Annotated in this window: 18 protein-coding genes and 1 pseudogene; 5 read left to right on the forward strand and 14 right to left on the reverse strand. The window is 63.6% G+C overall.

Translation table 11 applies throughout. The annotated features are described in order from the left end of the window. The 7 genes and pseudogenes from GO707_RS12445 to GO707_RS10120 all read right to left on the reverse strand — a co-directional run. Window positions 1–194, reverse strand: a pseudogene (locus tag GO707_RS12445) (hypothetical protein); the annotation flags it as partial. Between the two features lies 1 nt (window position 195). Next, window positions 196–2,706: a type I restriction-modification system subunit M gene (locus GO707_RS10095; RefSeq protein ID WP_114540312.1), complete on the reverse strand. Its 2,511-nt coding sequence runs from the start codon at window positions 2,704–2,706 to the stop codon at window positions 196–198. A gap of 248 nt (window positions 2,707–2,954) precedes the next feature. Continuing rightward, window positions 2,955–5,591, reverse strand: coding sequence for an alanine--tRNA ligase (gene alaS / locus GO707_RS10100; protein WP_114540311.1), 2,637 nt, complete (start codon window positions 5,589–5,591; stop codon window positions 2,955–2,957). A 66-nt stretch (window positions 5,592–5,657) separates the two neighbouring features. Continuing rightward, on the reverse strand, window positions 5,658–7,091 hold the full coding sequence (locus GO707_RS10105; protein ID WP_114540310.1) for an AI-2E family transporter: 1,434 nt from the start codon (window positions 7,089–7,091) through the stop codon (window positions 5,658–5,660). 21 nt (window positions 7,092–7,112) lie between these two features. After that, window positions 7,113–8,009, reverse strand: a complete 897-nt coding sequence (locus GO707_RS10110) for a DUF948 domain-containing protein (RefSeq protein ID WP_114540309.1) — start codon at window positions 8,007–8,009, stop codon at window positions 7,113–7,115. A 256-nt stretch (window positions 8,010–8,265) separates the two neighbouring features. Next, on the reverse strand, window positions 8,266–9,579 hold the full coding sequence (locus GO707_RS10115; RefSeq protein ID WP_114540308.1) for a replication-associated recombination protein A: 1,314 nt from the start codon (window positions 9,577–9,579) through the stop codon (window positions 8,266–8,268). Window positions 9,580–10,115: 536 nt separating this feature from the next. After that, on the reverse strand, window positions 10,116–10,928 hold the full coding sequence (locus GO707_RS10120) for a UTP--glucose-1-phosphate uridylyltransferase (RefSeq protein WP_114540307.1): 813 nt from the start codon (window positions 10,926–10,928) through the stop codon (window positions 10,116–10,118). A 98-nt stretch (window positions 10,929–11,026) separates the two neighbouring features. Here GO707_RS10120 and GO707_RS10125 point away from each other — a divergent pair, with 98 nt between their 5' ends. Together GO707_RS10125 and GO707_RS10130 are read left to right on the forward strand one after the other, a co-directional pair. Further along, on the forward strand, window positions 11,027–12,085 hold the full coding sequence (locus GO707_RS10125) for an FAD:protein FMN transferase (RefSeq protein ID WP_114540323.1): 1,059 nt from the start codon (window positions 11,027–11,029) through the stop codon (window positions 12,083–12,085). A gap of 114 nt (window positions 12,086–12,199) precedes the next feature. Then, on the forward strand, window positions 12,200–13,123 hold the full coding sequence (locus GO707_RS10130; RefSeq protein WP_114540306.1) for a MarR family winged helix-turn-helix transcriptional regulator: 924 nt from the start codon (window positions 12,200–12,202) through the stop codon (window positions 13,121–13,123). Window positions 13,124–13,273: 150 nt separating this feature from the next. Here the strand turns inward: GO707_RS10130 and GO707_RS10135 are convergent, their stop codons facing one another. Genes GO707_RS10135 through GO707_RS10145 form a run of 3 tightly spaced genes read right to left on the reverse strand, consistent with a single transcriptional unit; the run spans window position 13,274 to window position 16,476 of the window. Continuing rightward, window positions 13,274–14,020 carry a hypothetical protein gene (locus tag GO707_RS10135; protein ID WP_227070072.1) on the reverse strand — a complete coding sequence of 249 codons (747 nt, stop codon included), beginning with the start codon at window positions 14,018–14,020 and terminating at the stop codon, window positions 13,274–13,276. Window positions 14,021–14,053: 33 nt separating this feature from the next. Beyond that, window positions 14,054–15,904, reverse strand: a complete 1,851-nt coding sequence (locus tag GO707_RS10140; RefSeq protein ID WP_114540305.1) for an FAD-dependent oxidoreductase — start codon at window positions 15,902–15,904, stop codon at window positions 14,054–14,056. 2 nt (window positions 15,905–15,906) lie between these two features. Beyond that, window positions 15,907–16,476, reverse strand: a complete 570-nt coding sequence (locus GO707_RS10145; protein ID WP_114540304.1) for an FMN-binding protein — start codon at window positions 16,474–16,476, stop codon at window positions 15,907–15,909. Between the two features lie 327 nt (window positions 16,477–16,803). Here GO707_RS10145 and GO707_RS10150 point away from each other — a divergent pair, with 327 nt between their 5' ends. Continuing rightward, a complete protein-coding gene (locus GO707_RS10150) occupies window positions 16,804–17,913 on the forward strand; it encodes a DUF5692 family protein (protein ID WP_232325790.1) in 1,110 nt (369 codons plus the stop codon). A 359-nt stretch (window positions 17,914–18,272) separates the two neighbouring features. Here GO707_RS10150 and GO707_RS10155 read toward each other — a convergent pair whose 3' ends face one another. Next, a complete protein-coding gene (locus GO707_RS10155; RefSeq protein WP_335878784.1) occupies window positions 18,273–19,040 on the reverse strand; it encodes a radical SAM protein in 768 nt (255 codons plus the stop codon). On the opposite strand from GO707_RS10155, the gene GO707_RS10160 reads away from it, so the two are divergent. After that, window positions 18,989–19,297, forward strand: coding sequence for a winged helix-turn-helix transcriptional regulator (locus tag GO707_RS10160; protein WP_227070076.1), 309 nt, complete (start codon window positions 18,989–18,991; stop codon window positions 19,295–19,297). The two genes, GO707_RS10155 and GO707_RS10160, sit on opposite strands and share 52 nt — an antisense overlap. Before the next feature lie 184 nt (window positions 19,298–19,481). Continuing rightward, window positions 19,482–19,655 (forward strand): hypothetical protein, encoded by a 174-nt coding sequence (locus GO707_RS10165; protein WP_157012951.1) that lies wholly within the window; start codon window positions 19,482–19,484, stop codon window positions 19,653–19,655. Window positions 19,656–19,990: 335 nt separating this feature from the next. Here GO707_RS10165 and GO707_RS10170 read toward each other — a convergent pair whose 3' ends face one another. From GO707_RS10170 to GO707_RS10180, 3 genes are all read right to left on the reverse strand, one after another. Beyond that, window positions 19,991–20,833 (reverse strand): hypothetical protein, encoded by an 843-nt coding sequence (locus GO707_RS10170; RefSeq protein WP_114540302.1) that lies wholly within the window; start codon window positions 20,831–20,833, stop codon window positions 19,991–19,993. Beyond that, window positions 20,833–22,506, reverse strand: coding sequence for an HsdM family class I SAM-dependent methyltransferase (locus GO707_RS10175; protein WP_114540301.1), 1,674 nt, complete (start codon window positions 22,504–22,506; stop codon window positions 20,833–20,835). The genes GO707_RS10170 and GO707_RS10175 overlap by 1 nt, the downstream gene beginning before the upstream one ends. 127 nt (window positions 22,507–22,633) lie before the next feature. After that, entirely contained in the window at window positions 22,634–22,825 is a 192-nt protein-coding gene (locus GO707_RS10180) for a hypothetical protein (protein ID WP_114540300.1), read from the reverse strand. Window positions 22,826–22,856: the final 31 nt, after the last annotated feature.

Raw genomic sequence — 22,856 nt, forward strand, 5'->3', positions numbered from 1 at the left:
AGAGCTTCGTTGACGTACGTCATCAAACCGCCTGTCCCGTAAACCGGAATCAAGCCTGGTTTCAAATGCTTGTAGTCTCTTCCACTGCGAACATCAACCACTTCCCCCAACCTACGCTGTTCCCAAGGGTCGCTGAATCCTTCGAAGCGGAGGGCGGGGACGAGGGCGTTTTCGGACTTACGCTGCTCTTCCATGTTACTCACCGCCCAAAAGCTTACGCAGTTCCGCGATGCCGAGCATGTCGAACTCGTCACCCACAAGCTGGCCGAGCATTGCATCCAGCTCTCTTTCGGCTTCGCTGATCTGCTCTGCCACATCGGCATAGGTGTCTTTGTATTTCTCTTCCAGCGCGTTCACTTTCTTGATAAGACCCTCAATAGACACTTGCGGCAGCGCGTTCAGATCATCCATGAGGGGCTCTACCCATTTGGACTCGAGCAGCTCGTACACCTGCTCGTCGGTCAGCGCCTCAATGGTCTCGCGGGTCTTCTCTTCGAGGGCCGACTCCTGAGCTTTGGCATCCTTCTTCAAGCTCTTTAGCTTCTTCTGAAGGGCCGCGAGCTCATTCCGCTTCGCCGCGATTTCCTCCTCGGCCAAATCGCACGAATCGTCGGCATCGCCCTCTTCGGCGTCCTCGCAGGGCAGCTCCTCTTGCAAGCTCTCGCACTCGCCATTCAAGTGGCTCATCTCATCCTGCAAATCACGCAACTGCTCGGCTTCCACACTCAAGAGCGCGTCTTGTACAAGAGAGAACGGCAGGATATGGCCCTTCCATCCGTCCTGCACCTCAACGTCTTTGCCGCTCTTCTTCTTGATGACGTATTCCGGATCGACCTTCCTCGCAGCGTCGAAACCTTCCGTTTGCAGCATTTCCAAATCGGCGGCAATAACGCCCCAAGCATCATCAAGCGCCTGATAAGCGTCATATTTATCAACCAGAGTAAACGGTTCCACGAGCTTGAACACCTCATCGGCCACCGCAGCCTCCGCGCTCGGTGCGTCCACCCGCTGCCAGTTGCCGATGAGCGTCGCCACGAGCTGACGGCGCAACCCAGAGAACTCTGCGTGGTAGCGGGCAACGTAGCCTTCGACCGCCTCATTCCCCTGAATTGCATCGGCTACGTCCTCGCACGCCATCCGAGCGCAATGGCCATTGTTGGCCGTAAACAGCGCCTCACGAAGGCCGGGAAGCGCCTCCCAATACTTGCTTAGGGCGTCAATTTCCTGAACCGGAATGCCGCCGAACATCGACGCATACAAGTCCCACGTTTCCGTAAGCTCAGAGGAATCCACGTAGCGCGGGATATTCAAGTTGTAATCGTTGGCGCGTATCTCGTCCTTTCCCACAAGGCGCGAGTAGCCCTCGATCGTCCGACGAGCCGTAACCGTATCGACAATGCGGCGGATATCCGAGGAGCGCAGCTGGTTGTTCTTCCCCACTTTCTCGAAGTCCTTCGAGGCGTCGACGATGAGCACGTCGCTCTCGTCGCGCTTCTGACGTAACACCATGATGATGGTGGGGATGCCCGTTCCGAAGAAGATGTTGGCCGGCAACCCGATGATGGCGGCGATCTTGTCGTTCTCGATGAGGCTGCGACGGATCGCTCCCTCCTCTCCCCCACGGAATAGGACGCCGTGGGGCAAGACGATGCACATGATGCCGGAGGGCTTCAGATGGTACAGGTCATGCAGCAGAAACGCGTAGTCCGCCTTCGAGCGAGGGGCGACGCCATAGGCGAATCGGATGTCGTTCTCCTTGCCCTCCGGCTCCCACCGCTGCGAGTAGGGCGGATTGGAAACCACCGCGTCCACGTAGAGCGGGTCGTAGGTGCCCGATGGATCCGAATCGTCGAAGTAGGGCCAGTCTTCTTCCAAAGTATCGCCGTTGCGCACCGTAATGTTAGACGGCTTGATGCCCCGCATGACGAGGTTCATGCGCGTGAGGTTGTAGGTGGACTGATTGAGCTCCTGGGCGTAGTAGGCGATGCCGTCCGCATCCCCCATGCGACGCTTCACCGCATCGCCGATGGTGATGAGCAGCGAACCAGAGCCGCTCGTGGGGTCGTAGATACGAATCGTGTCCTGGCTCCGCAAATGATGAGCGACGATATCCGCCATGAGCACCGACACCTCGTGGGGGGTGTAGAACTCGCCGGCTTTCTTGCCGGCGTTAGAGGCGAACTTCGAGATGAGTTCCTCGTAGATGTAGCCCAGCACATCGTAATCTTGGTGCGTGCTCATGGGGATGGTCTGAATGAGATGGACGAGATCGCGCACGGCTTTCGTCTGCGACCCTGTATTGTCGCCGAGCTTGCTCAGTCCCGTCTGTAGCGTGATGAAGATGCCGTCGAACACGTTTTTGTAAAGGGGGCTCACAAGGCGGCTGAAGGCCGAGAGTGCCTCGTACACCTGCGACACAGCGAAATCATTGCCGGCCTGGACCCAAGTGGAGAACAGGTTCTGATAGGAGATGAAATAGCCCAGATGATTCTGAGCATAGCCTACGGTCTCCTCGTCCTCTTCCACCAGCTGCTCCATATCAGCGGCCGTCATACCCTCGCCCAGGAAGAACTGCTCCTCCTTCTCGGAGAGGTACTTGTAGAAGATGAAGCCCAGAATGAAATCCTTGTACTCGCTCGCATCCACCTTGCCCCGCATGCGGTTGGCCGATTCCCAGATTTTCGCGGCGAGCTGTTGCTTGTTCATTCCGTTCCCTTTCGAATGGTGCACAGATCATTTCATTATAGCTAACGCTTTTATCACAGCGTTAGCATCAGTCGGAGCAACGCATCTGGAAGCGGCGCGGTTATACCGACATTTATACCGACATTTATACCGACACGATCAGCATTCAATGAGATTCTCTCAAGCAATGCACGGCTTGTATGTTCCGAAACGCAAAAGAGGGGCGAGGCAATGCCGCGCCCCTCATGCAGTCGCGCCCCTCCGCGCCGCTACAGGATCATGTTGCGGGCGATTTCCAGGGCGTCGTCGATGCCGTCGGGGTTCTTGCCGCCGGCCTGGGCCATGGTGGGCTTGCCGCCGCCACCGCCCTGGATGGCCGGGCCCATGGCGCGGATGATGGCGCCGGCATCGAATCCGGCGGCCACGGCCTCGTCGGTGCCGGCGGCCATGAGCACGGGCTTGCCGTCGTTCACGCCGGCCACCACCATGGCGCCGGGCGCGTCCATGCGGCTGCGCACGACGTCCCACATGTTGCGCATCTGGCCGCCGTCGCGGACCTCGGTGCGCGCGATGATGACGGGGTACCCCGCCGGCGCCAGCTGAACCTGGGAGAGCAGCGTCGAGAACATGTCGTCGCTCACCATGTCCTTGGCGCGCTTGGCCTTGGTGCGCATCTCCTTCAGGGCCTTCTGGTCGGCCGCCACGCGCTCGGACACGTCGAAGGGCGGCACGCGCAAGGTGGCCGCGGCCTCCTTCAGCTCGGCTTCCACCTTGTTCACGTAGGCGAGCGCGCCGTAGCTCGTCACGGCCTCGATGCGGCGCACGTTGGCGCCCACCGACGACTCGCTCGTGATCTTCAAAAAGCCGATCTCGGCGGTGTTGTTCACATGGCAGCCGCCGCACAGCTCGCGGGAGAGGTCGCCCGCCTCCACCACGCGCACGACCTCGCCGTACTTCTCGCCGAACAAGCCCGTGACCCCGGCGGCGCGGGCCTCTTCCAGCGACGTCTCGTAAATGGTGGTGGGCGTGGCGCTCATGATGTGCTCGTTGGCCTCGCGCTCCACCTCGGCCAGCTGCTCGGGCGTGCACGCCTCGAAGTGGGTGAAGTCGAAGCGCAGGCGGTCGGGGCCCACGTAGGAGCCGGCCTGCTTCACGTGGTCACCGAGCACGCGGCGCAGCGCGGCGTGCAGGATGTGGGTGGCGGTGTGGTTGCGCTCGATGGCGGCGCGGCGGTTCGCATCCACGCGAGCCACAACGGTATCGCCCTCGGCGAGCCCCGCCTCCTCGGCGCGCACCGCGTGCACGAACAGGCCCTTCTCGGGAGCCTTCGTGTCCAGCACGTAAAGGCGTCCCTCGCCGTTCTCGATGACGCCGGTGTCCCCCACTTCTCCGCCCATCTCGGCATAGAAGGGCGTGGCGGCCAGCACCACCTCGCCGGTCTGCCCCGGCGCCAGGGTGCCCACGCGCTCGCCATCGACGACGACGGCCAGCACGCGCGTCTCGGCGGCGGTGGCATCGTAGCCGATGAACTCCGTGGGGCCGAGCTCGTTCAAAAGATCGCTGTAGATGCCGCCGTAGGTGGACCAGGCCGCCTCGGCGTCCTTCGCGCCGGCGGCGCGGGCGCGCTCGCGCTGGGCCTCCATGGCGGCCTCGAAGGCCTCCATGTCCACTTTCACGCCGCGGCCTTCCGCGATCTCCTGGGTCACTTCCACGGGGAAGCCGTAAGTATCGTGCAGGGTGAAGGCCTCCTCGCCGGAGAGCACGTCGCCCTCAAGCTTGCCGAGGGCCTCCTCCAGGTAGGCCTGGCCCTGGCGCAGGGTGGCGCCGAAGCGGTCCTCCTCGGCCATGATGAGGCCGCGCTCCAGCTCGCGGTTCTCCACGATCTCGGGGTACACATCTCCCATGAGTCGCACGATCTCGTCCACGTACTCGTTGAGGAAATGCCCCTCGATGCCGATGAGCTGGGCCTTCATGATGGCGCGGCGCAACAGGCGGCGCAGCACGTAGCCGCGCCCCTCGTTGCCCGGCAGGATGCCGTCGGCGATCATGAAGGTGACCGAGCGGGAGTGATCGGCGATGATGCGCAGGGCCAGGTCGCACTCGGCATCCTCGCCGTAGGTCACGCCGGCCAAACGCTCGCCCACGGCCACCAGGCTGCGCAGCACGTCGGTCTCGTAGTTGGACTGCACGCCCTGCATGATGGCGGCCATGCGCTCGAGCCCCATGCCCGTGTCGATGTTCTTCTTGGGAAGGGGCGCCAAGGTGCCGTCCTCCTGGCCGTCGTACTGGGTGAACACGCAGTTCCAGTACTCGAGGAACCGGTCGCAGTCGCAGCCCGGCGCGCAGTCGGGGCTGCCGCAGCCGAACTCGGGGCCCTGGTCGTAGTAGATCTCCGAGCAGGGACCGCAGGGGCCGGTGGGGCCGGCGCGCCAGAAGTTGTCGTCCTCGCCGAGGCGCGAGATGTGATCCTCGGGCACGCCCAGGTTCTTCCAAATCTCAATGGTCTCGTCGTCGTCCTCGAACACGGTGAAGTACAAGCGCTCCGGCGGCAGCCCCAGCACGTTCACGGAGAAATCGTAGGCCCAGGCGCACATCTCTTCTTTGAAGTACGCGCCGAAGGAGAAGTTGCCGAGCATCTCGAAGAAGCTCAGATGACGGCCCGTGGTGCCGATGATGTCGATGTCGTTGGTGCGCACGCACTTCTGCACGGAGGTGGTGCCGATATAGGGCGCCTCCAGCTGCTTCTGCTGCAGGAAGTAGGGCTTGAACTGCACCATGCCGGCGCTCGTCAGAAGAAGCGACGGATCGTCGGGAATGAGCGAGGAGGAGGGCACGAGCTTGCAGCCCTTCTCCTGGAAGTAGTTCAGGTACTTCTCGCGAATCTCAGCGGTGGTCATGTAACGCATAGGTGTTCTATCCGTCCTTTACGGTCAACGAAAACAGTTGCAGCAGATTATAGCGCTCCTTGCGCGCTACTTTTTGGAAGACGACGTGTCATCATGGGAATGGCGCGCCGTCACCTTCCCATGGGCCTGCGAGCGCAGCTTCGGCAACTTGCGGCCGAACAGCGTCGCGTCGTCCAGCTTGATGGGCTTCATGGAGCCGGTGGTGACGCCCGGTGACGTGGCGTCCGACAGCGGGTTCACTTCCTCGTTGTCCGACGGCACGCCCTTGAAGAACACGCCGTCCTCGGCCACCAGGTGCCGGCCGGTCTTTTTCTCGAAGTAGTAGACGAACACCGATTTGGCCACGGCCACCAGCGGGATGGAGGCGAGCATGCCCACGAGCGACCCCATAAGACCGCTCATGGCGCCGCCGAGGGCCGAGCCCACCATCAACGCGATAAGGGTGAGAGCCGGGTGGATGTCCACCGAGTTCGCCATGATCTTCGGCGAGACGAAGGTGTAGACGAGCTGCTGGATGACCACGGTCCCGGCCAGGGCGATAAGGGCCACCAGCGGGCTCACGAAGACGGCAGCAATGGCCGCGAGCGCACCTCCCAGCCACGGGCCGATGATGGGGATGATGTTCATCACGCCGGTGATGAGGCCGAGCACGGCGGCGTTGGGCACGCCGACGACCTGGAACAGGATACCGCAGCCCACGCCGATGACGGCGCACTGCAGAAGCGTCCCCTTGATGTAGCCGCCCATGACGCGCGTGAAGGTGGCGTGGAAGAACTCGGCGTCCTCGGCGTGCTTGGGGCCGATGAGCCGGCGCGTCTCGCGGCCCATGGCCGGTAGCTCCATGAGAATCCAGAAGGCGATGACGAGCGCGAAGCCCAAGGCCATAAGGCCGTTGGCCAGCGTCGTGGAGAAGGCCACGATGCCGTTGGCGCTGCCCTGGGCGATGGAGGAGGCCCAGGATGCGGCCGACTTCTGCACCTCGCTGATGACGTTCTTCACCGTTTCGTCCTCGAGCATCGGGGCGTAGCGGGCATACAGGTCGTTGCCCCAAGCGATGACCGCATCAACATAGTGGGGCAGGTTGCTGACCAAGTCGTTGAACTGGGCGTTCAGGCCGAACATAGGCGAGAACAGCAAAAAGCCGATAAGAGCGAGCACGAGCGCCATGATGACATAGGCGATCGTGGTGCCCAAACCACGGTTGACGTGGTGCTTCTCCAGCCCGTTGACAATGCCGCGCAGACAGAAGACGATGATGACGGTCCAGATGAGGATGGCCACGGGCACCGACAGGATGTTCAGCAGGTAGACGATCGCCGCCAAAAGCAGGATGGCCGCCACCACGGCCCACAGGTCGAAGAAGCGCGTGCGGGCGCGGGCCTGCTTGGTGCGCGAGATGGCATTGGCGGCAGCGGTGGCCGCGGCGGCCGCGCTGCGCGGGTTGTTGACGGAAGCGGGCGCGTCGGCTCCTCCCTGCGATTTGGACGCGTCGGTGCTCATGGGAATCTCCTCGGACGCGAGCTACTGAACGGTGTAGGGGCTGTTCCCCATCGGGGCCGGCTTGGCCTGGGCCGCGGCGGCGTTGGGCGAGATGGCCGGCGAGGCTGCGGCTGCGGGATCGGCAGGGGCCGTCGCGGCCGGCGTGTCGGTGTCGGCGTTGGCGTTGGCCACGGCCGCGTCGGTGATCGTGCCGGCGGTACCGGAGAGCTGGTCTTCGAAGTCGTGGGCGCGTTCTTGGTTGGCCGCGTTAGCGGCCTTGACAGCGGCGCGGCGGTCTTTGCCCTCGGCGACGACGGCGCGGGCGACATCCCCCATGGCCGAGACGGCGTCGGCGACGGTCGCCCCGCGCTCGGGCGCGCGGCCGGCCTTCGCGGCGGCGCTGGCGTCGGCAGCGGCTCCCAAGCTCACGGACTCGTCGGAGGCGTAGCGCGGCTTGAACTTGCTGCGCAGCTTGCCCGTGAGCGAGTTCACCAAATCGATCGGGGCGCTCGTCACGGTATCCACGGCACCGGCGGCCTTCGAGACGGAATCGGTGATCTGGGTCACGTCTTCCAGAATCTGGTCGACGCGCATGAGTTCCAAATTCGCCGCGTCCACCGTGAGCGACAGACGCTCCACCAGCGGATCGACGCGGCCCACAGCGGGCTTGGCTTCCTCGGCGATCTCGTTCACGCGGGTCAGCAGCGGGTCGATCTGGTCAGTTACCAGGGCATCCACATGGGCGATGAGGGGATCAACCTGGGCGGTGATCTTCTCCACGTTCTGCAGCGTGGGCGTGAGCTCCTTATGGGCGTCGTCGATGGTCGAACGCGTCGAGCGGATGGTCAGCGCCAATTCCACGACGAACCATACGAGCACCGCGCCGACGAGCACGTAGACGACGGGCAGCGCGATGTCCACGATCCCTGCGAAATCCATGATGAGCCTCCTTATAATTCCGAAGACCTGACTATACCATTACTGGAGTCATTCTAATTAAGTTGCGCAGGGCCTCCACGGAACGCGTCCGCATAGTAGCCATTCCGTAAACGGAAGTTGACATCGTGTCACACGCGAGCGGCATCGCCAGCGGCACCCGCGCTGGGGCGCCCTCGCCGGCACGTCGCCCCAACACGATGCCTGGCTCGCTGCGCGGCGCCCGCAACGCGGCGGGCGCAACACGCCGAGCCGCGACTCAACTCCCCTGACGGTCGCGGGCAGCGGCGTCGGTGCGGTAAGCCTCCCAGCCGCGCTCGCCGGGTTGGTAGAAACAGCCGCGCTCAAGGCCCTCGGGCAGATAGCGCTGATCGACCCAGCCGGCCGGGTAGCTGTGGGGGTACTTGTACTCGCCGTAGTTTTCCAAGCCGGGGCGATGACGATCGCGCAGGTAATCGGGCACCTTGCGCACCGGGCCGTTGCGCACTTCGCGCAGCGCCGCATCGATCGCGGCCTCGGCGCTGTTGGACTTCGGCGCCAGCGCCAAGTAAATGGCGGCCTGGGCCAGGTTGATGCGGCACTCCGGGTAGCCGATGACCTCGGCAGCCCGGAAGGCGGCCTCGGCCACGAGCAGGGCCTGGGGGTCGGCGTTCCCGATATCCTCCGAGGCAGCGATGTACATGCGCCGGGCGATGAACTTCGGATCCTCTCCCCCGTCGATCATGCGGGCGAGCCAGTAAACGGCGGCATCCGGATCGCTGCCCCGCATGCTCTTGATGAACGCCGAGATGATGTCGTAGTGCATGTCCTTGTTCTTGTCGTAGGGCAGCGCGCGGTGGGGCGTGGCGGCCCGCACCATGGCCTCGGTGATGGCGACCGGCGCCTCGCGCGTGCCCGGAGCCACCATGCCGGCGGCCAGCTCAAGCGTCGTGAGCGCCCCGCGGCCGTCGCCGCCGGCCAGAGTGACGATGGCAGAAGTGGCCTCATCTTCCAGAGCATAGCAGCCGGCAAGCCCCCGATCGTCGGCCACGGCACGGCCCACCAACTCGGCGATCTCATCATCGGCGAGCGAATGCAGCTCCACGATGCGCGAGCGCGAGATGAGGGCGGAGTTCACTTCGAAAAACGGGTTCTCCGTGGTGGCGCCCACAAGCACCACAAGGCGATCTTCCACCGCGTGCAGAAGCGCGTCCTGCTGGCTGCGATTGAACCGGTGAATCTCGTCGACGAACAGGATGGTGCGCAGGCCTCCCATGACGAGCCGCTTCTCCGCCGCATCGATTTCCCGGCGCAAGTCGGACACGGTGCCCCCGATGGCTGATACCTCCACGAAGGTGGCGCGGGTCGACTCCGCAATGACATGGGCGAGCGAGGTCTTGCCCGTGCCCGCCGGCCCGAAGAGGATGACCGAGCTTAAGGCGTCGTTCTCGATGGCCGCGCGCAGCCAGCTGCCCTCGCCCACAGCCTCCGCCTGCCCGACCACCTCGTCGAGCGTGCGCGGCCGCATGCGCACCGCCAGCGGCGCCACGTCCCGCTTCCGATCATTTTCCATAGCAGTAAACAAAGTATCCATAGCCCGTAATGGTACCACGGAGCCCGCCAAAACAATAGAACAAATGTTTTTGGTCGTTCGTCCGATAAAAGAACGCTAGCGATGGCCCGAAGGGCCGAGCCCGCAACCGTGAACCCACTCAGAGGTGCGCCCAAGGAAGCCAGCGAGCGGCGGCGAGGCGCCTCAGATTGCCCCGCCTTCGGGTCAAGCGGCCTTCGTGCCGCGCAGCACCCGAAACAAGGGGCAAGATGGGGCGCATCGCCGCCGCGCAGCGTCGACAGGGCGTAATTGCGATGCAATTACGCCCGCAAAAAGAAGCGGCCCGGCGGAGGGGGCCGCCGGGCCAGAAGGAGGGGGGATGCGACTCTCGCGGAGCCGCTTTCTGCTTTAAAGAGACAAAGCAGGCAAGTGATCGGAGGGGTTGTCTCACTTGCTGACGTCAGTATAACAGCCACCCTTGAATTCCCTATGATGCACCCATGGTGAACTTGTGGATTCATAGGCTCATCGTTAAGTAATTCTTCACATTTTAGAAGAAACCTCACCAGCGGGAACGCCTATCCCTGCCGGCGGCCGAACAACACGTTGTTCGTCTCGAGCCAGCTCTCCACGGTGCCCGTGTCGAAGCCGTCGGCCGGATCCACCACAAGCGCATACATCTCCTCCTCGTCAAGCACCGCGTCCAGCGCGTCGGTGAGCTGAATCTCGCCGCCCATCCCCGGCTCCACATCGGCCAGCAGCTCCATCACGCGGGGCGAGAGCAGATAGCGACCGAACACCGCCAGGTTCGACGGTGCATCCTCAAGCGCCGGCTTTTCCACCAGCGAGTCCACCTTCCACACATCCTCGGCTACCGGGGCCCCGGCGATGACGCCGAAGCGGCTCACCTGGTCGTCGGGCACGGGCATGACCGCGATGACGCTGGCGCCGCCATGGGCGTCGGAAACCGCCTTCATGGCCGGCAGCATCTCATTGCCCGGCACGAGCACGTCGCCGAGCAGCACGTAGAACGCCTCGTCGCCGGTCTTGGCCGCCGCACAGCGCACGGCATGCCCCAACCCCAGCGCCTCTTCCTGGTAAACGTAGCTCACGGGCAGATTGCCGACGTACTCCACCGCGTCGGCGTAGGCGTCCTTGCCGCGCTCGCGCAGAAGCGCCACCAGCTCCGGGTTCGGCGTGAAGTGGTCCTCAATGGCCTTCTTCTCGCGGCTGTTGACGATCACGACCTCATCAGCGCCGGAAGCCAGACCCTCTTCCACCACATACTGTATGGCCGGACGATCCACTACCAGCAGCATTTCTTTGGGCTGGGCCTTGGTGGCCGGCAAAAAGCGGGTACCGAGCCCCGCCGCGGGAATGAGTGCCTTCATCGAGCGCCTTTCTCTTCGTTGTTCGCGTGCCGCCCATGATACTACAGATGACGCGCGCGTCGCCTCTCTCCTTCGCCGAGTTCGCTATACTGTCCCCCATGAGTAAAACGGACGCACATAGCCTCGACCCCATTCCCGACGAGCAATTCCTGGAGACGCACGACGCCGCCGAGGGCAAACCGGCCGGCGTGCGCTTTTTGGCCTTCAACACCGTCATCGACATCGAGGCCTACGGCGAGACGGCAGCATGTCAGACGGCCTTCGAAGAGGTCCGGGCGCTCTGCCGCCTCTACGAGCGCCTGTTCAGCCGCACGCTTCCCCACTCCGACATCGCACGCATAAACAGCGCGCACGGCCAGCCCGTGGCCATCGACCCTTTGACCTACGACCTGCTCGAGAGGGCGCTTTCCTACTGCGCGGAAAGCGAGGGCGCCTTCGACATTACCGTAGGCCCGGCGGTGCGCCTGTGGAATTTTCACGAGGGCACGGTGCCCGATGATGGTGCACTCGCCGAGGCGGTGCGCCACGTCGACTGGCACGCGCTCAAGCTGTGGAAGGCGGCGACAGCCCCAGCGGCCGAGAGCGACGCCGATGCCGCAACCGAGGCGGTGCCCGGGTTCGAGGCAGCGCCCGAACCCAAGGCCTGCTTCGCGCAGCTGGCCGACCCCGATGCCGCCGTGGACGCCGGCGGCATCGCCAAAGGATGGATCGCCGATGCGCTCGTGGCGGCCATGGAGGCCCACGGACTCTCGGGCACCATCGTGAACCTCGGCGGCAACGTGGCCGTGAGCGGCACCAAGCCCACAGGCGACCCCTGGCGCGTGGGCATCCGCGATCCGCGCGACCCCTCCCAGCTCATCGGCGCCGTGCCCCTGGTTGTGGGGTCGGCTGTCACGAGTGGCGTCTACGAGCGCTGTTTCACCGCACCCGACGGCACCTTCTACCACCACATCCTCGATCCGCGCACGGGACGCCCCGTCGAAACCGACGTGGCCGGCGTCACCGTCATCTGCGAGAAATCCATCGACGCGGAGGGCTTCTCTACCACCCTGCTCGCCCTCGGCCTCGAACGCGGACTCGCCCTCGCCCGTCGACACCCCGAAATTCTGCAGGCCTTCTTCATCGCCCCCGACGGCACTATCACCAACGCCCGCTGAGAGGGCTATGAAGTCTTTGTATCGGGCATGAATCGGCGCCCCCGCAGAAAGGCGCGAAGCGCTAGACTGATCGTTGCATCAATGAACTAACTTGCCGCGAGCGGAAAGGGCGCAATGGCCGAGGTCGCGAACAAATTCAACCTGGACTCCACGTACTTCGTGGCCTTCGAAATGGCCCATGAGGCCCTGCGCCGCGGGTTGGAGCAGGCGAGCGACCTGAACATCACCCAGTACCGCATTTTAACGAAGCTGATGCAGGCCTCGGCGCCCGTAAGCCAGGGGGAGCTCGGAAAGATTCTAGGCATGAAGCCCAATGTGGTGACCCAGGCCGTCGACGCCCTCGTCGCCCATGGGTACGCGACCCGCGAGGCTGGCACGACCGATGGCCGCACGCGGTTCCTCGCCGTCACCGACGACGGCGCCGAGCACGTCGCTGCCGTCAACCAGTCCCTGGTAGAGAGCTTGTACGCCACCTTCCCAACCCAAGATCCCACGTATCGCACCATTCTGGAAGCGGCGGTTGCCGCCGCAGCCCACATCGAACCCCCACTGCACGCCGGGCGCGCTCAGCGTTTCCCTGCCACGCGCTCGCTCGTATCCATCGAGCTCATCCGCGCCGAGACAGAGCGCACCCTGCGCGATGCCACGGGCGCGTCGCTCAACGAGTGCCGCATCGTCCAACGCCTCGGCGAGACGGATCATCCCGAACGCGTCGGAACCCTGGCAGAGCAGCTGATGATGTCGCCGGTGAACGCGGCGCGCGCCGTGGATCGCCTCGTGGGCCGCGGCTGGGCCAAACGCCTGAAGTCGCCTCACGACAAGAAGGCCGTGTACGTGGCCCTCACCGACGAGGGCGTTTACCAGGGATTTCTCATCAGCGCCACCGTGAACGAGCTGGCTGCCACCAAGCTGTGGGTGCGCCTGACTCCCGAGCAGAGGGACGCCATCGAGCGCGTGGGCCATGTGGTGGTGGCCGACCTGAACGCCCAGCGGCAAGCAAAGGAGCAGGCCGCATTCGACCTGCTCCAGGAAATCTAGTACGCGCTTTCAGGCGCTTTTTTCGAGTTGTTAGACTCGAGTTGCTAGAAGGTGAGTATCAAATGCCCATGTTTTGACGCTTCGCGGATCGAAAGAGAGGGAATCGCCCATCAACCAGCCTCCGAAAACTCTAACAACTCGAAATTCTTGTCACGAGGCGAGGCTCATCTTGTCCGCATAGACCTTCGCGCCGAAGAGCATGGCCACATTTGCCACGACATCCGCCGCGAACCAGCCGCTCAGCGCCGGCAGGCTAATGCTCGCCACGTTCAGGGCCGAGAACGTGCCGACCGTGAGAGCTGCGACGACGGCACCGCACAAAGCCACCGCCGCGATGAGCGAAAGCTCCAGGCTGTACCCTGCGCGCCAGCGAGCCACGCACGCACACACCACCATGGAGGCCGCCCCCAGAAGCGTGCCGAGGAAGGCGGCGAACCCGATGACGCCGACGACGATGATCGGCAGTCCCGGCAGCTTCGATGACATGGAGCCCACCTGCACCGCCGACAGAATACCGAGCACCACCACGACCAGACACACCAGCGCCACGAGCGCCGTCGCCCAGCCCCACAGGAATGCCGTCAGCGGACGGGGGCGCACCGCGGGAGCGCCCGCATCGCCCTCTGCCCGCGAGGCCAGCGCGCCGTAGAGCACCGCGCCGGCCGTCGACACGCAGAGCGCGAGACCGGCCGCGAACAGAAAGGCCACGAAAGCCGAGCCCGTGAGGATAGAGCAGATCACATCGAGCACCGGCACGCCTGAGGCCGAGATGTAGTCGAAGGCGAGCACGCCGGTGTCCCCGGCCACCGCAAGCCCGATGCGTCCCAGCAGCGCAATCACGAGCGCCATGGCATACAGCGCGAGAAACGGCCGCGCCATCGCTTTCATATCTTTCATAACGAACTCCTATCCGTACGCGCGCTCGCGCCCTTACGCCTGGCCGCCGTTGATCTCGTTCTCCACTGCAAAGGTACCGCACAGATACCCGCCGCAGAAGGCGAGCCCCACGTCCCCCATGAGCGATCCTAAGATCGGGTCGCCGATGTAGCTGTTCTCGCCGCAAGCGCCCCCGGCGGTGTGCCAGCCGGCGTACAGGCCGGGGATCACACGGCCATCGGTGCCCACCACCTGCATCTGGTCGTTGATGAGCAGTCCCGCCTTCGTGCCGTACAGGTTGCCGCCGATGCGGCAACCGTAGAAAGGCGGCTCCACAATAGGGTGCAGCCACTCGGCAGGCATGGGGTACAGAAAGTCATCCTCGCCGCGCTCGCAGGCGTCGTTCCACCGCGCCACGGCCCCGGTAAGCACGCCTTCGGCCAGGCCCAAATCGCGCTCCAACTCCTCCAGGGTGTCGCGGCGCTTCAGCACGTCGGCATCGATGGCGTCCTGCACACCGTGGTGCCAGTCGCGGTAGTGCTCGGGCACCTTCTCGATCTGCTCCAGGTCGGGCGTGAGGAGCTTGCGGCAGTGCTCCTGGGCGAAACCGGCCAGGTGGTCCTCGTAGTTCGCGTCGAAAACGATGTAGGAGCGGTGGCCTGGAGGGGTCATCTGGATGGTGGCGAGGTCGCCCAAGGCGTAGATGGCGTTCGCGCCGTCCTCGGCCACGCGGGAGTCCATGTAGCGCAGCCGGTTGCCGCAGCGGTCGATGGTCAGCCACGGCTGGCGCGAGAGCTGGGTCATACCGTCGTAGAGGAACCGCGCCCAGGTGCCGCCCTCGGCCTGCCAGTCGACCCCGCCGTCGAAGGAGGCGGAGCTGTTGAACCCGGACACGTCGGCGCCAACGCCCAGCCCCATGCGGAAGCACTCGCCGCGCTCGCCGGCCGTCAGATAGCTGGACGCGCAGCCCATGGCGGCCGTGGGGATGTACTTGTCGAGCAGCGCCTTGTTGTTGCAGAAGCCGCCCGCCGTGAGGATGACGGCGCGGTCGGCACGGATGTAGCGCTCGGTCTCGTAGTCCTCGTTCACCACGACGCCCACGATGCGGCCGCCGTCGTCCTGCACGAGGGCCACAGCGGGGCTTTGGAAGTGGAAATCGACGCCGTGGGCATAGCCGTAGTTGTACATGGCGTCGGTGGCGTCCTTCATCTTCAGCACGTGGTGGTCCAGCGTCGAGCGCTTCGGGGCCACGTACACCGGAACCTCGCCCAAACGCCAGTGCACACCGCAGTCGGCCATCCAATCCAGCGATTTGCCACCCTCGCAGGCGAGCCGATAGATGAGCTTCGGGTCGGCAGCGTAGTGGTACTCGTCCATGGCCCAATCGGTCAGCGCCTTGGGATCGAAGGGGTAGCTCGGGAAGGCGAACTTCTTCTCCTCCTGGCCCGAGTAGCCGCCCAAAATGCCGCACATGCCGGCCTCCTGGGCGTTGCCGCCGGGAAGCCCCATGGCCTCCACGCAGATGACGTCGGCGCCCAGCTGAACCGCGCGGGCCGCCGCGTTCAGGCCACCGCCGCCGGCTCCCACCACGCAGATGTCGCACTCGTAGTCCCAACGAGCAGGCAGGGCCCGGGGAGGGATGGGCGTGGCGTCGTCGGCGGGAAACGAGCTGGCGTTGTGCTCGCGGTAGGTGCCGTCGGCGGCGGTGGCGTTGGTGGCGGCGGAAGGCTCGGCGGTCACGGCCGCGGAGCCGTCGGCGGCCCAGTTGCCGCTGCGGGTCTCGGCGGCCGTGGCCGGCTCGACGGCGGCAACGCCCAGCATGGCAGCCCCGGCGGCGGCCACGACCGAGCCGGTCAGGAAGTCGCGACGGGAAAGGGCGCCAACGCCCGTGATGTTCTCGGCCATGGCTAGGCCTCCTTTCCGGTTGGGACGCCGGCCCCGTCGGCGCCGCTCGTTGCGGCGGTATCCTCGCTGCTCTGCGCTGCCGCGCCGCCAGTCGTCTCGGCGCCGGCGGCAATCTCCGCCTGGGCGAGCGCGTCGGCCACGGCCTGCTTCACCCCGGCGGTCGTAATGGTGGCCCCGGCGACAGCGTCGATGTCGGCGCCCTGGGCCGCCTCGATCATCTCGGCGTACAGCCCGTCGCGGATGGCCTCGTAGCCGCCGCGGCTCTGACTCTCCCCTTCCTGGGTCGTCTCCAAGCAGGTGATGCGCCCGTCATCCAGAAGCAGCGTCACCGTAATGGCGCCCTCCATGCCGCGCCCGCGCCCGACATACACCCCGTCGGCGTAGGCACCCTCGGCCCGGGCCGCACCATCGACCGCCACTTCGGCAGCCCAGGGATCGTCAGTGCGCAGGGCCAGCTGCTCCGCCGAGGCGGCATCCTTCGACCCGGATCCCTCGAAGGACGCCCCGCAACCGGAAAGCCCCAGGGCGAGAGCGGCCGCGCTGCAAGCGATGGCCGTCGTTGTTCGCTTCATGTTCCCTCCTATCATTCGGCTGTGCGTTCCAATTATTTCTTCGTAAAAGTTTTCTTTTTCTTTCTTCAATGAACTTTATTTGGGGAATCTTAGCAGTATTTTCCCCGCTTATCAATGCTTTATTGACTCTTTTACCAATTCCGTCAATTATTACCAACTTACAAAATTATGGATATTGACTGAAGAGTTCTTCACAGGTATGGTACTGCACAGCATCTATTTGATGCCCTGCGCAGCCGGTGCGAGTGGGTCAGCGAGGCCTCTTGTGCTCCACCCGCGGCGGGCTTCGCGGCAAGGAAGGCACCGATCCTTAAAGGAGGGATCACCATGTTATTCGACGTGTACGGCCCGAACGCCGGCTTCCAATGGCTCGGCCTGGCGATGGTGCTCATCGCGCTCATCCTGCTGAACGAGTTCGCCCGCCGCACCAAGGCCGGCGGCATCTTCATGTTCTTCGGCGTCTGCGGCGCCATGACCGTCTACTGCCTGGCCGTGGAGATCGGTGCGGCGTCCGGTGCCGAGTGGGCCGTGAACAACCCCACCCACACCGATATGAACAGCTGGTTCCACTACGCCAAGGTGTACGCCGCCACCGCCGGCTGCATCGGCTTCATGATGCTGAAGTACTCCTGGGGCAAGATCGGCCGCTCGCATTGGTTCAAGGCCTTCCCCTTCGTCATCGTGGCCATCAACATCCTCATCGCTGTGGTGAGCGACTTCGAGAGCGCCTTCCGCGCCTTCGGCACCACGTGGGTTTCCACCGAGGGCGTCACCCTGTACGGCGGTTGGCACAACGTGTTCAACGGCATCGCCGGCCTGCTTAATATCGCCTGCATGACCGGCTGGTTCGGCATCTATATCTCCAAAAAGCGCCAAGACATGCTGTGGCCCGACATGACCTGGGTGTTCATCATCGCCTACGACCTGTGGAACTTCTGCTACACCTACAACTGCCTGCCCACCCACTCCTGGTACTGCGGCATCTCCCTTCTGCTCGCGCCGACCATCGCCGGCCTTATCTGGAACAAGGGCGGCTGGATTCAGAACCGCGCCTTCACGCTTTCCATGTGGTGCATGTTCTGCCAGATGGTGCCCATGTTCGCCAACGACTCCGTCTTCGCCGCCGACTCGGTGAACAACCCGCAGGTGAACCTGGTCGTGTCCATCGTCGCGCTGGCGGCCAACATCGCCGCGCTGGCCTACATCGTCTACCGCGCCAAGAAGCTCGGCGTGAACCCCTACAAGCAGGAAGTGTTCGTGGGCACCAAGGACTTCCAGAAGGCCATGGAGCGCCGCGCCGACACCGCCTACCTGCTTGAGACCGAGCCCGCGAGCGCCACAGCCGCCGAGATCGCCGAGATGGTGGCCTACAACGAGCTGCCCGCGACCGGCACCCCTGGCTACGTCTACGTCGCCGTGGAGAAGGACGAGCAGTAGTCATTTGGTTGGCTAAGCTGGCATTCGACTAAGTGGCTGGCCAGGGAAACCAGCCTGGCCGCGGACGCTCGAGCAAGCCCATTTCCCAAAACAAGCTCATCCCGCAGAGGGGGGATCCGCAACGGCGCGGATCCCCCCTCTTCTTTTTCGCGTGAATCCCCCTCCTTTTCATTTTCGCGAAGTGAATGCCAGTTGGGGGCAGAAATGGTCAATGCCCGATTCGGAAAATGCCAGTTGAGGATAGAAATGGCCGGATAACCGCGATTTCTCGCGCCGCCTTTCGACCATTTCGGCCCCCAACTGGCATCTACGGCGCCCTTTTCGCGAATCACCCACGTCAGGACCTCTTCGCGAACCGCCTACAAATGCCGCAAGTTGACACGGTAGCGGCGCAGGCGCTCCTCACCAATGTCGGAGATGACGGCGTCGAGAGCCGCAAGGAGCCCCTCGCGCTGCTCGGGTAACCGACCGTGCAGCATCACCGGGTTGGACGCCCCCAGCATGGCGAACTCCACGGGAATATCCAGCTGGGCGACCAGCTCCTTCACCTCCTCATATTTCTCCACCTCGGTCGCCTCATGCCATCGTCCAGCTTCGATCTCTCGGTACAGCGCCGAGCTACGGTATATGGTGAGCAAATTCGCACCGATGAGCCAGGGGTTCGTCCGGTTGCAGACATCCGCCGTCGCCCGCGCCCCCGCCAGACCGCGCCCGGCGCCCGAGATACCCACCAGGTAGAAGAATGCGTAGGAGATCCCCGCAGCATCGAGCCGTGCACACTGTTTCGCGATGTCCTCGGCCCCGTAGCCCTTGTCCATGAACGCAAGGGCCTCCTCGTCACCGGTCTCGATGCCGATGGTGAGGCCGTCGAACCCAGCCGCCGCGAGCTCGGCGAGCTCCTCGTCGGTCTTTGCCGCCACATCGGTCACGCGGGAGAAGCACCCGATGCTCTTGCATTGCGGGAAGTAGGCGCGAACAAGCGACGCGATCTTCCGCAAATGCAGCGCCTTCAGCCCGAAGGGGTTCGCTCCCGCAAGAAATATCCGACTCGCGCGGGCGAAGACGGGGCGAGGAGGTGGAGCGCTGCAAGTCCGTCTCCACCATCCAGCGCATGATCGGCGGAAAATGGAAGATCGAGATTCTCTTCTATATCGCCCTTAAAGACGTGCGGCATTTCGGGCAGCTCAGGCGCTGCATCGGGAACATATCCGAGTCCACCCTTTCCAAGCAGCTCAGAGAACTGGTGGCCGACGGCTTCCTCACACGCACCGATTTCGGCGAGGTGCCCCCACGGGTGGAATACGCCCTCACCCCGCAAGGCGAAAGCTTCGTGCCCATTCTCCTCGCTCTGAAGCAATGGGGAGAGAAGGAGCTGGGGCTTTAAATGGGCAATCCGAGCTATCCGAACAGCTGGGTCGGCTCCTCTTTAATACCATCCCTGTTTACAGCTTCTAAAAACTTTTGAGAAGCCTACGCGCCAACTTCTCAAAAATTTTTAGAAGTTTGTATCTGGAGAAAGCCATGGACAACATTGCGGCCCTTGCGGCGGAGTCATCACAGAAGGCCGCTTGGAAGGATCGGCGTTCTCGCCCCAGACGCAAACACTCCTGGAAGGGATGTTCGACCGCCACCTGACGGAGGGTGGCTTCCCCGGCGTGCAGAATCGCCTCAACGAGGACCGTATCGAGACCGACGCCGGTCCCATCGATGTCGTTCCCGCGTGGAAATGGTTCTTGCGATAGGGGCAGATCGCGCCCAGCGCATGCGGGAGTCCGCGTGAGCCAGGACTGATTCAAGCGGGTCAAGGGGACGGTTCTCTTGACCCACGGGGGCAATCGTCGTGTGTGAGTCCAACGACCGCGGCCGGAAGCAAAAGGCGGCCAACCCTATTGGGCGGCCGCCTTGCGGAGGGCTCGGGTACCGCTGGAAGGAAGGAGGAGGAAGGGCGGCTCCGAGGAAGGTTTCGAGCTTTGCTCTGCCACTATAATACGGGAAAGCCCGCCTAGGCGTATCACCTAAACGGGCTATATTGCGCTCAGGCCCGCATGTCCCAACCAGGCGGTTCCAGAGCACTCCCCTACAGAAGACGCCGTTTCTCCCGTGCCAATTCGTGGCTCTCGGGCGCTCCCCGCAACAAGGTCAGATCGACGATCTCGCGGAAGAACGAGGTGGCCGACAGCTCTTCAGGCACTTTCTCGTTCAAAGGGGAGATCGCAAGCCGCCCGTCCTCCTCCCAATCGACGAGCATAAGACAGGTTGCATCGTAGGCATCGTCTTCCACGCGCAGCTTCTGAAGCATGGTAATGGCCTTCGAAAAATTCCGCGGTTCATCGACGATGGAGGAGTTCAAAAGGAAGAAAAAGCCGAGCGTGGCAAGCGGATGACGTCCTTTCAGATTCTTCGCATCGCCATAGGCCTCTTCGAAGCGGTTGGCGAGATTTTTGCCGAACGCCGAGCTCATGGTCTTCGTCGAGATGAGGATTTCAGGACCCGTCATCCAAGAGGATAGCCCCACATCGACCTGCTTGCAATAGGTCGACCCGAGCACGCTGGCGTTGGCGCTGGCAAAGCGAGGAAGGACCTCGCAGCATTTTTCCGCCGTTCGCGCATCCAGTGAGCCGATGAAACGCAGGACCGAAGGATCCAAAACCCGCGGCCGCACGAGCCGAGGCCACACCGATTGCGCATCGAAGCCAGCCGCGCGCAGCTCTTCGGCCACCCACATGTCCAAAGCCTTAGCCAAACTGCCGGATTGGGCGCTGCTCCCATCCCGCACCGCCACCGTGAGAAGCTTCTCCAACAGGGGTATTTCCAGAAGTGGCTCGCCGGCATCGGACCAATAGGGCCGACGCACGCTCGAGGTGCCCTGCGCCTCCCAGTACTCCACGATGGCGTCTTCGAACTTCTGATAGGAATCCATTACCCCACCTTCTTGAACTTAGCACGCTTCTTCCGGCGCAGGCGCATGAGCGTCGCACTTGATTTCATCTGCACGAAGCTCACCTCCTGCAGGGAAGTCCGAGGAATGAGCACGGCGTCCACCAGCGAGATCGCGCCATCGTAGTCGCGCTTCTCCAGAAGCTTTTCCACATAGGGGGCGACGGTCCGAAGATCGTCGGCGCACGAGGCCACCAACACAGGCGAGGGCACCGCCAGCATGCCGGCCTCGCGCGGCTCCAGCTTCAGCATGCCGCCTCCGTAGGCCCTCCCCGTTATCTCCGCGCCGAACATCGTAGCGGAGTTGAGGGAGGCAATGGGGAGAAGCGAACGCGCCGCCTCGCTTATCTCGGGATGGTAGAACAAGCTGTGGCAGGAATTCAGAACTCGCACCTTCGCGTCATTGGCGCAGATGCTGGGACCGTAAGCGTTCATATAGGTGACAAACGCATCGGGGACTCCCCCAACAGGCACGCGCCACCAGGGACTCCTCACCCGGCATTTGTAGGCATTCTGCACGCCGAGCTCCTCCCCGTAAGCAATGTAGCGCTGCGCTGCCTCAGAAGGATCAGCGCCAGGGCGAAAGAGATAGACCCCCGCGCCCCGTTCCGCGGCGGCTCCTTCGTCCTTTTCCGTATATGCCAAGCGGCGCAAGTGCCTCGAGCCCGGCGGGCAAAGGCGCAGCACGTCGTCAGAGGCGAACCCCCATTGCTCGAATTCGCTCTGATTCAGAACGAAGAAGCTGTTGTTGCCCGTCACGGCCCCCAGCGACAGAGTGCCCCATTGGGACAAAGAGACGAATTCGCCCGCGCCCGTAAGCCGGCCCAGCGAGGAAAGCGAGTCACTCGAGGCGAAAAGCCCCGACCAGCGCGCGCCTTCCGAAGGGGGCTGGTAGAGCGCCAGCTTGCCCGAGGCAAGATCGGCAATATCGTCGCACTGCTGCCAGGTAATAGACGAGCATGACCCCGCCTTCCAGCCATCGGCCAGAAGAAGGACGACCTCTTCTTGCACCTCGGGAAAAACCGGCTCGTCAAATGTTGCCAGACGCACCGACGAAAACGACGCCATGAGGAAGGACCGCAAAGGGGCCGCATAATTCACCGTGAGCAGTTCGGCGGGAAGAACCAGACCGAGGCGTCCTCCGGGCTTCAGGAAGGAAACTGAGTGGAGCACGAAGGGCATCCAGAGGGACGAGAGCGAGCTTACGGCAACACCGTGGCGCTCAGCGATGGCTCCGATGGCATCTTTCTGATCGGACGACAGCGACTGAAACCGCACATAGGGCGGATTGCCGATCACCACGTCGAAAGATGGATCGGGCGCAAGCCGAAGAAAATCAGAGACGACGATATTCGCGGAGCACCCTAAGGCTCCCAGTCGCCCGACGGCCTTCTCGGCACTGGCCTCGTGCACTTCACAGCCGACGACATTACGCTCGGCCACGGCAGATTTGCAGCCCAGCGACCGCAGGCGATCAGAGGCGGCGACAAGAAACTCGGCTTCCCCGCAAGCGGGCTCGAGCACGCGGTCGCCCGGAAAGCGAATCGCCCATCGAGCCACGAAGCGCGCTAGCTCGGGCGGCGTGAAGAAGGCGCCACGGGCCTTGCGCGTCCCCGGAGCGTCCTCTGCCGCACTCAGTGCCGAACCATAGGCCATGGTCTGTCGCCTCCTTTCCTGCACGGCATCTCATTGACTTGCCATTCTAGCGCAAAGAAAAGACCCCAGTGTACCCGAACAAGGACACCGAGGCCTTCTTCATGTTTTCTGGTTCAGCGAAAACGCGCTACTTGCTCTTCGCCTGCTTATCGGCAACGGCCTCTTCCAGAAGCGTAAGCTGCGCGGTCGCCTTCTTGGTGCCGCGGAAGATCATGAGCACGTACACGAGCAGGGCCACCCACAGAAGCGCGTAAGCCGCGATGATGTAGGGGGCGGAGGGCAGGATGGTGGAATAGATATCGGCAAGAATGGGATTCATGTTCGACCTTTCTCGTTGGTTGGCGACTCAA

This window comes from Adlercreutzia rubneri, assembly GCF_009755265.1.
Classification (GTDB): Bacteria; Actinomycetota; Coriobacteriia; order Coriobacteriales; family Eggerthellaceae; genus Adlercreutzia; species Adlercreutzia rubneri.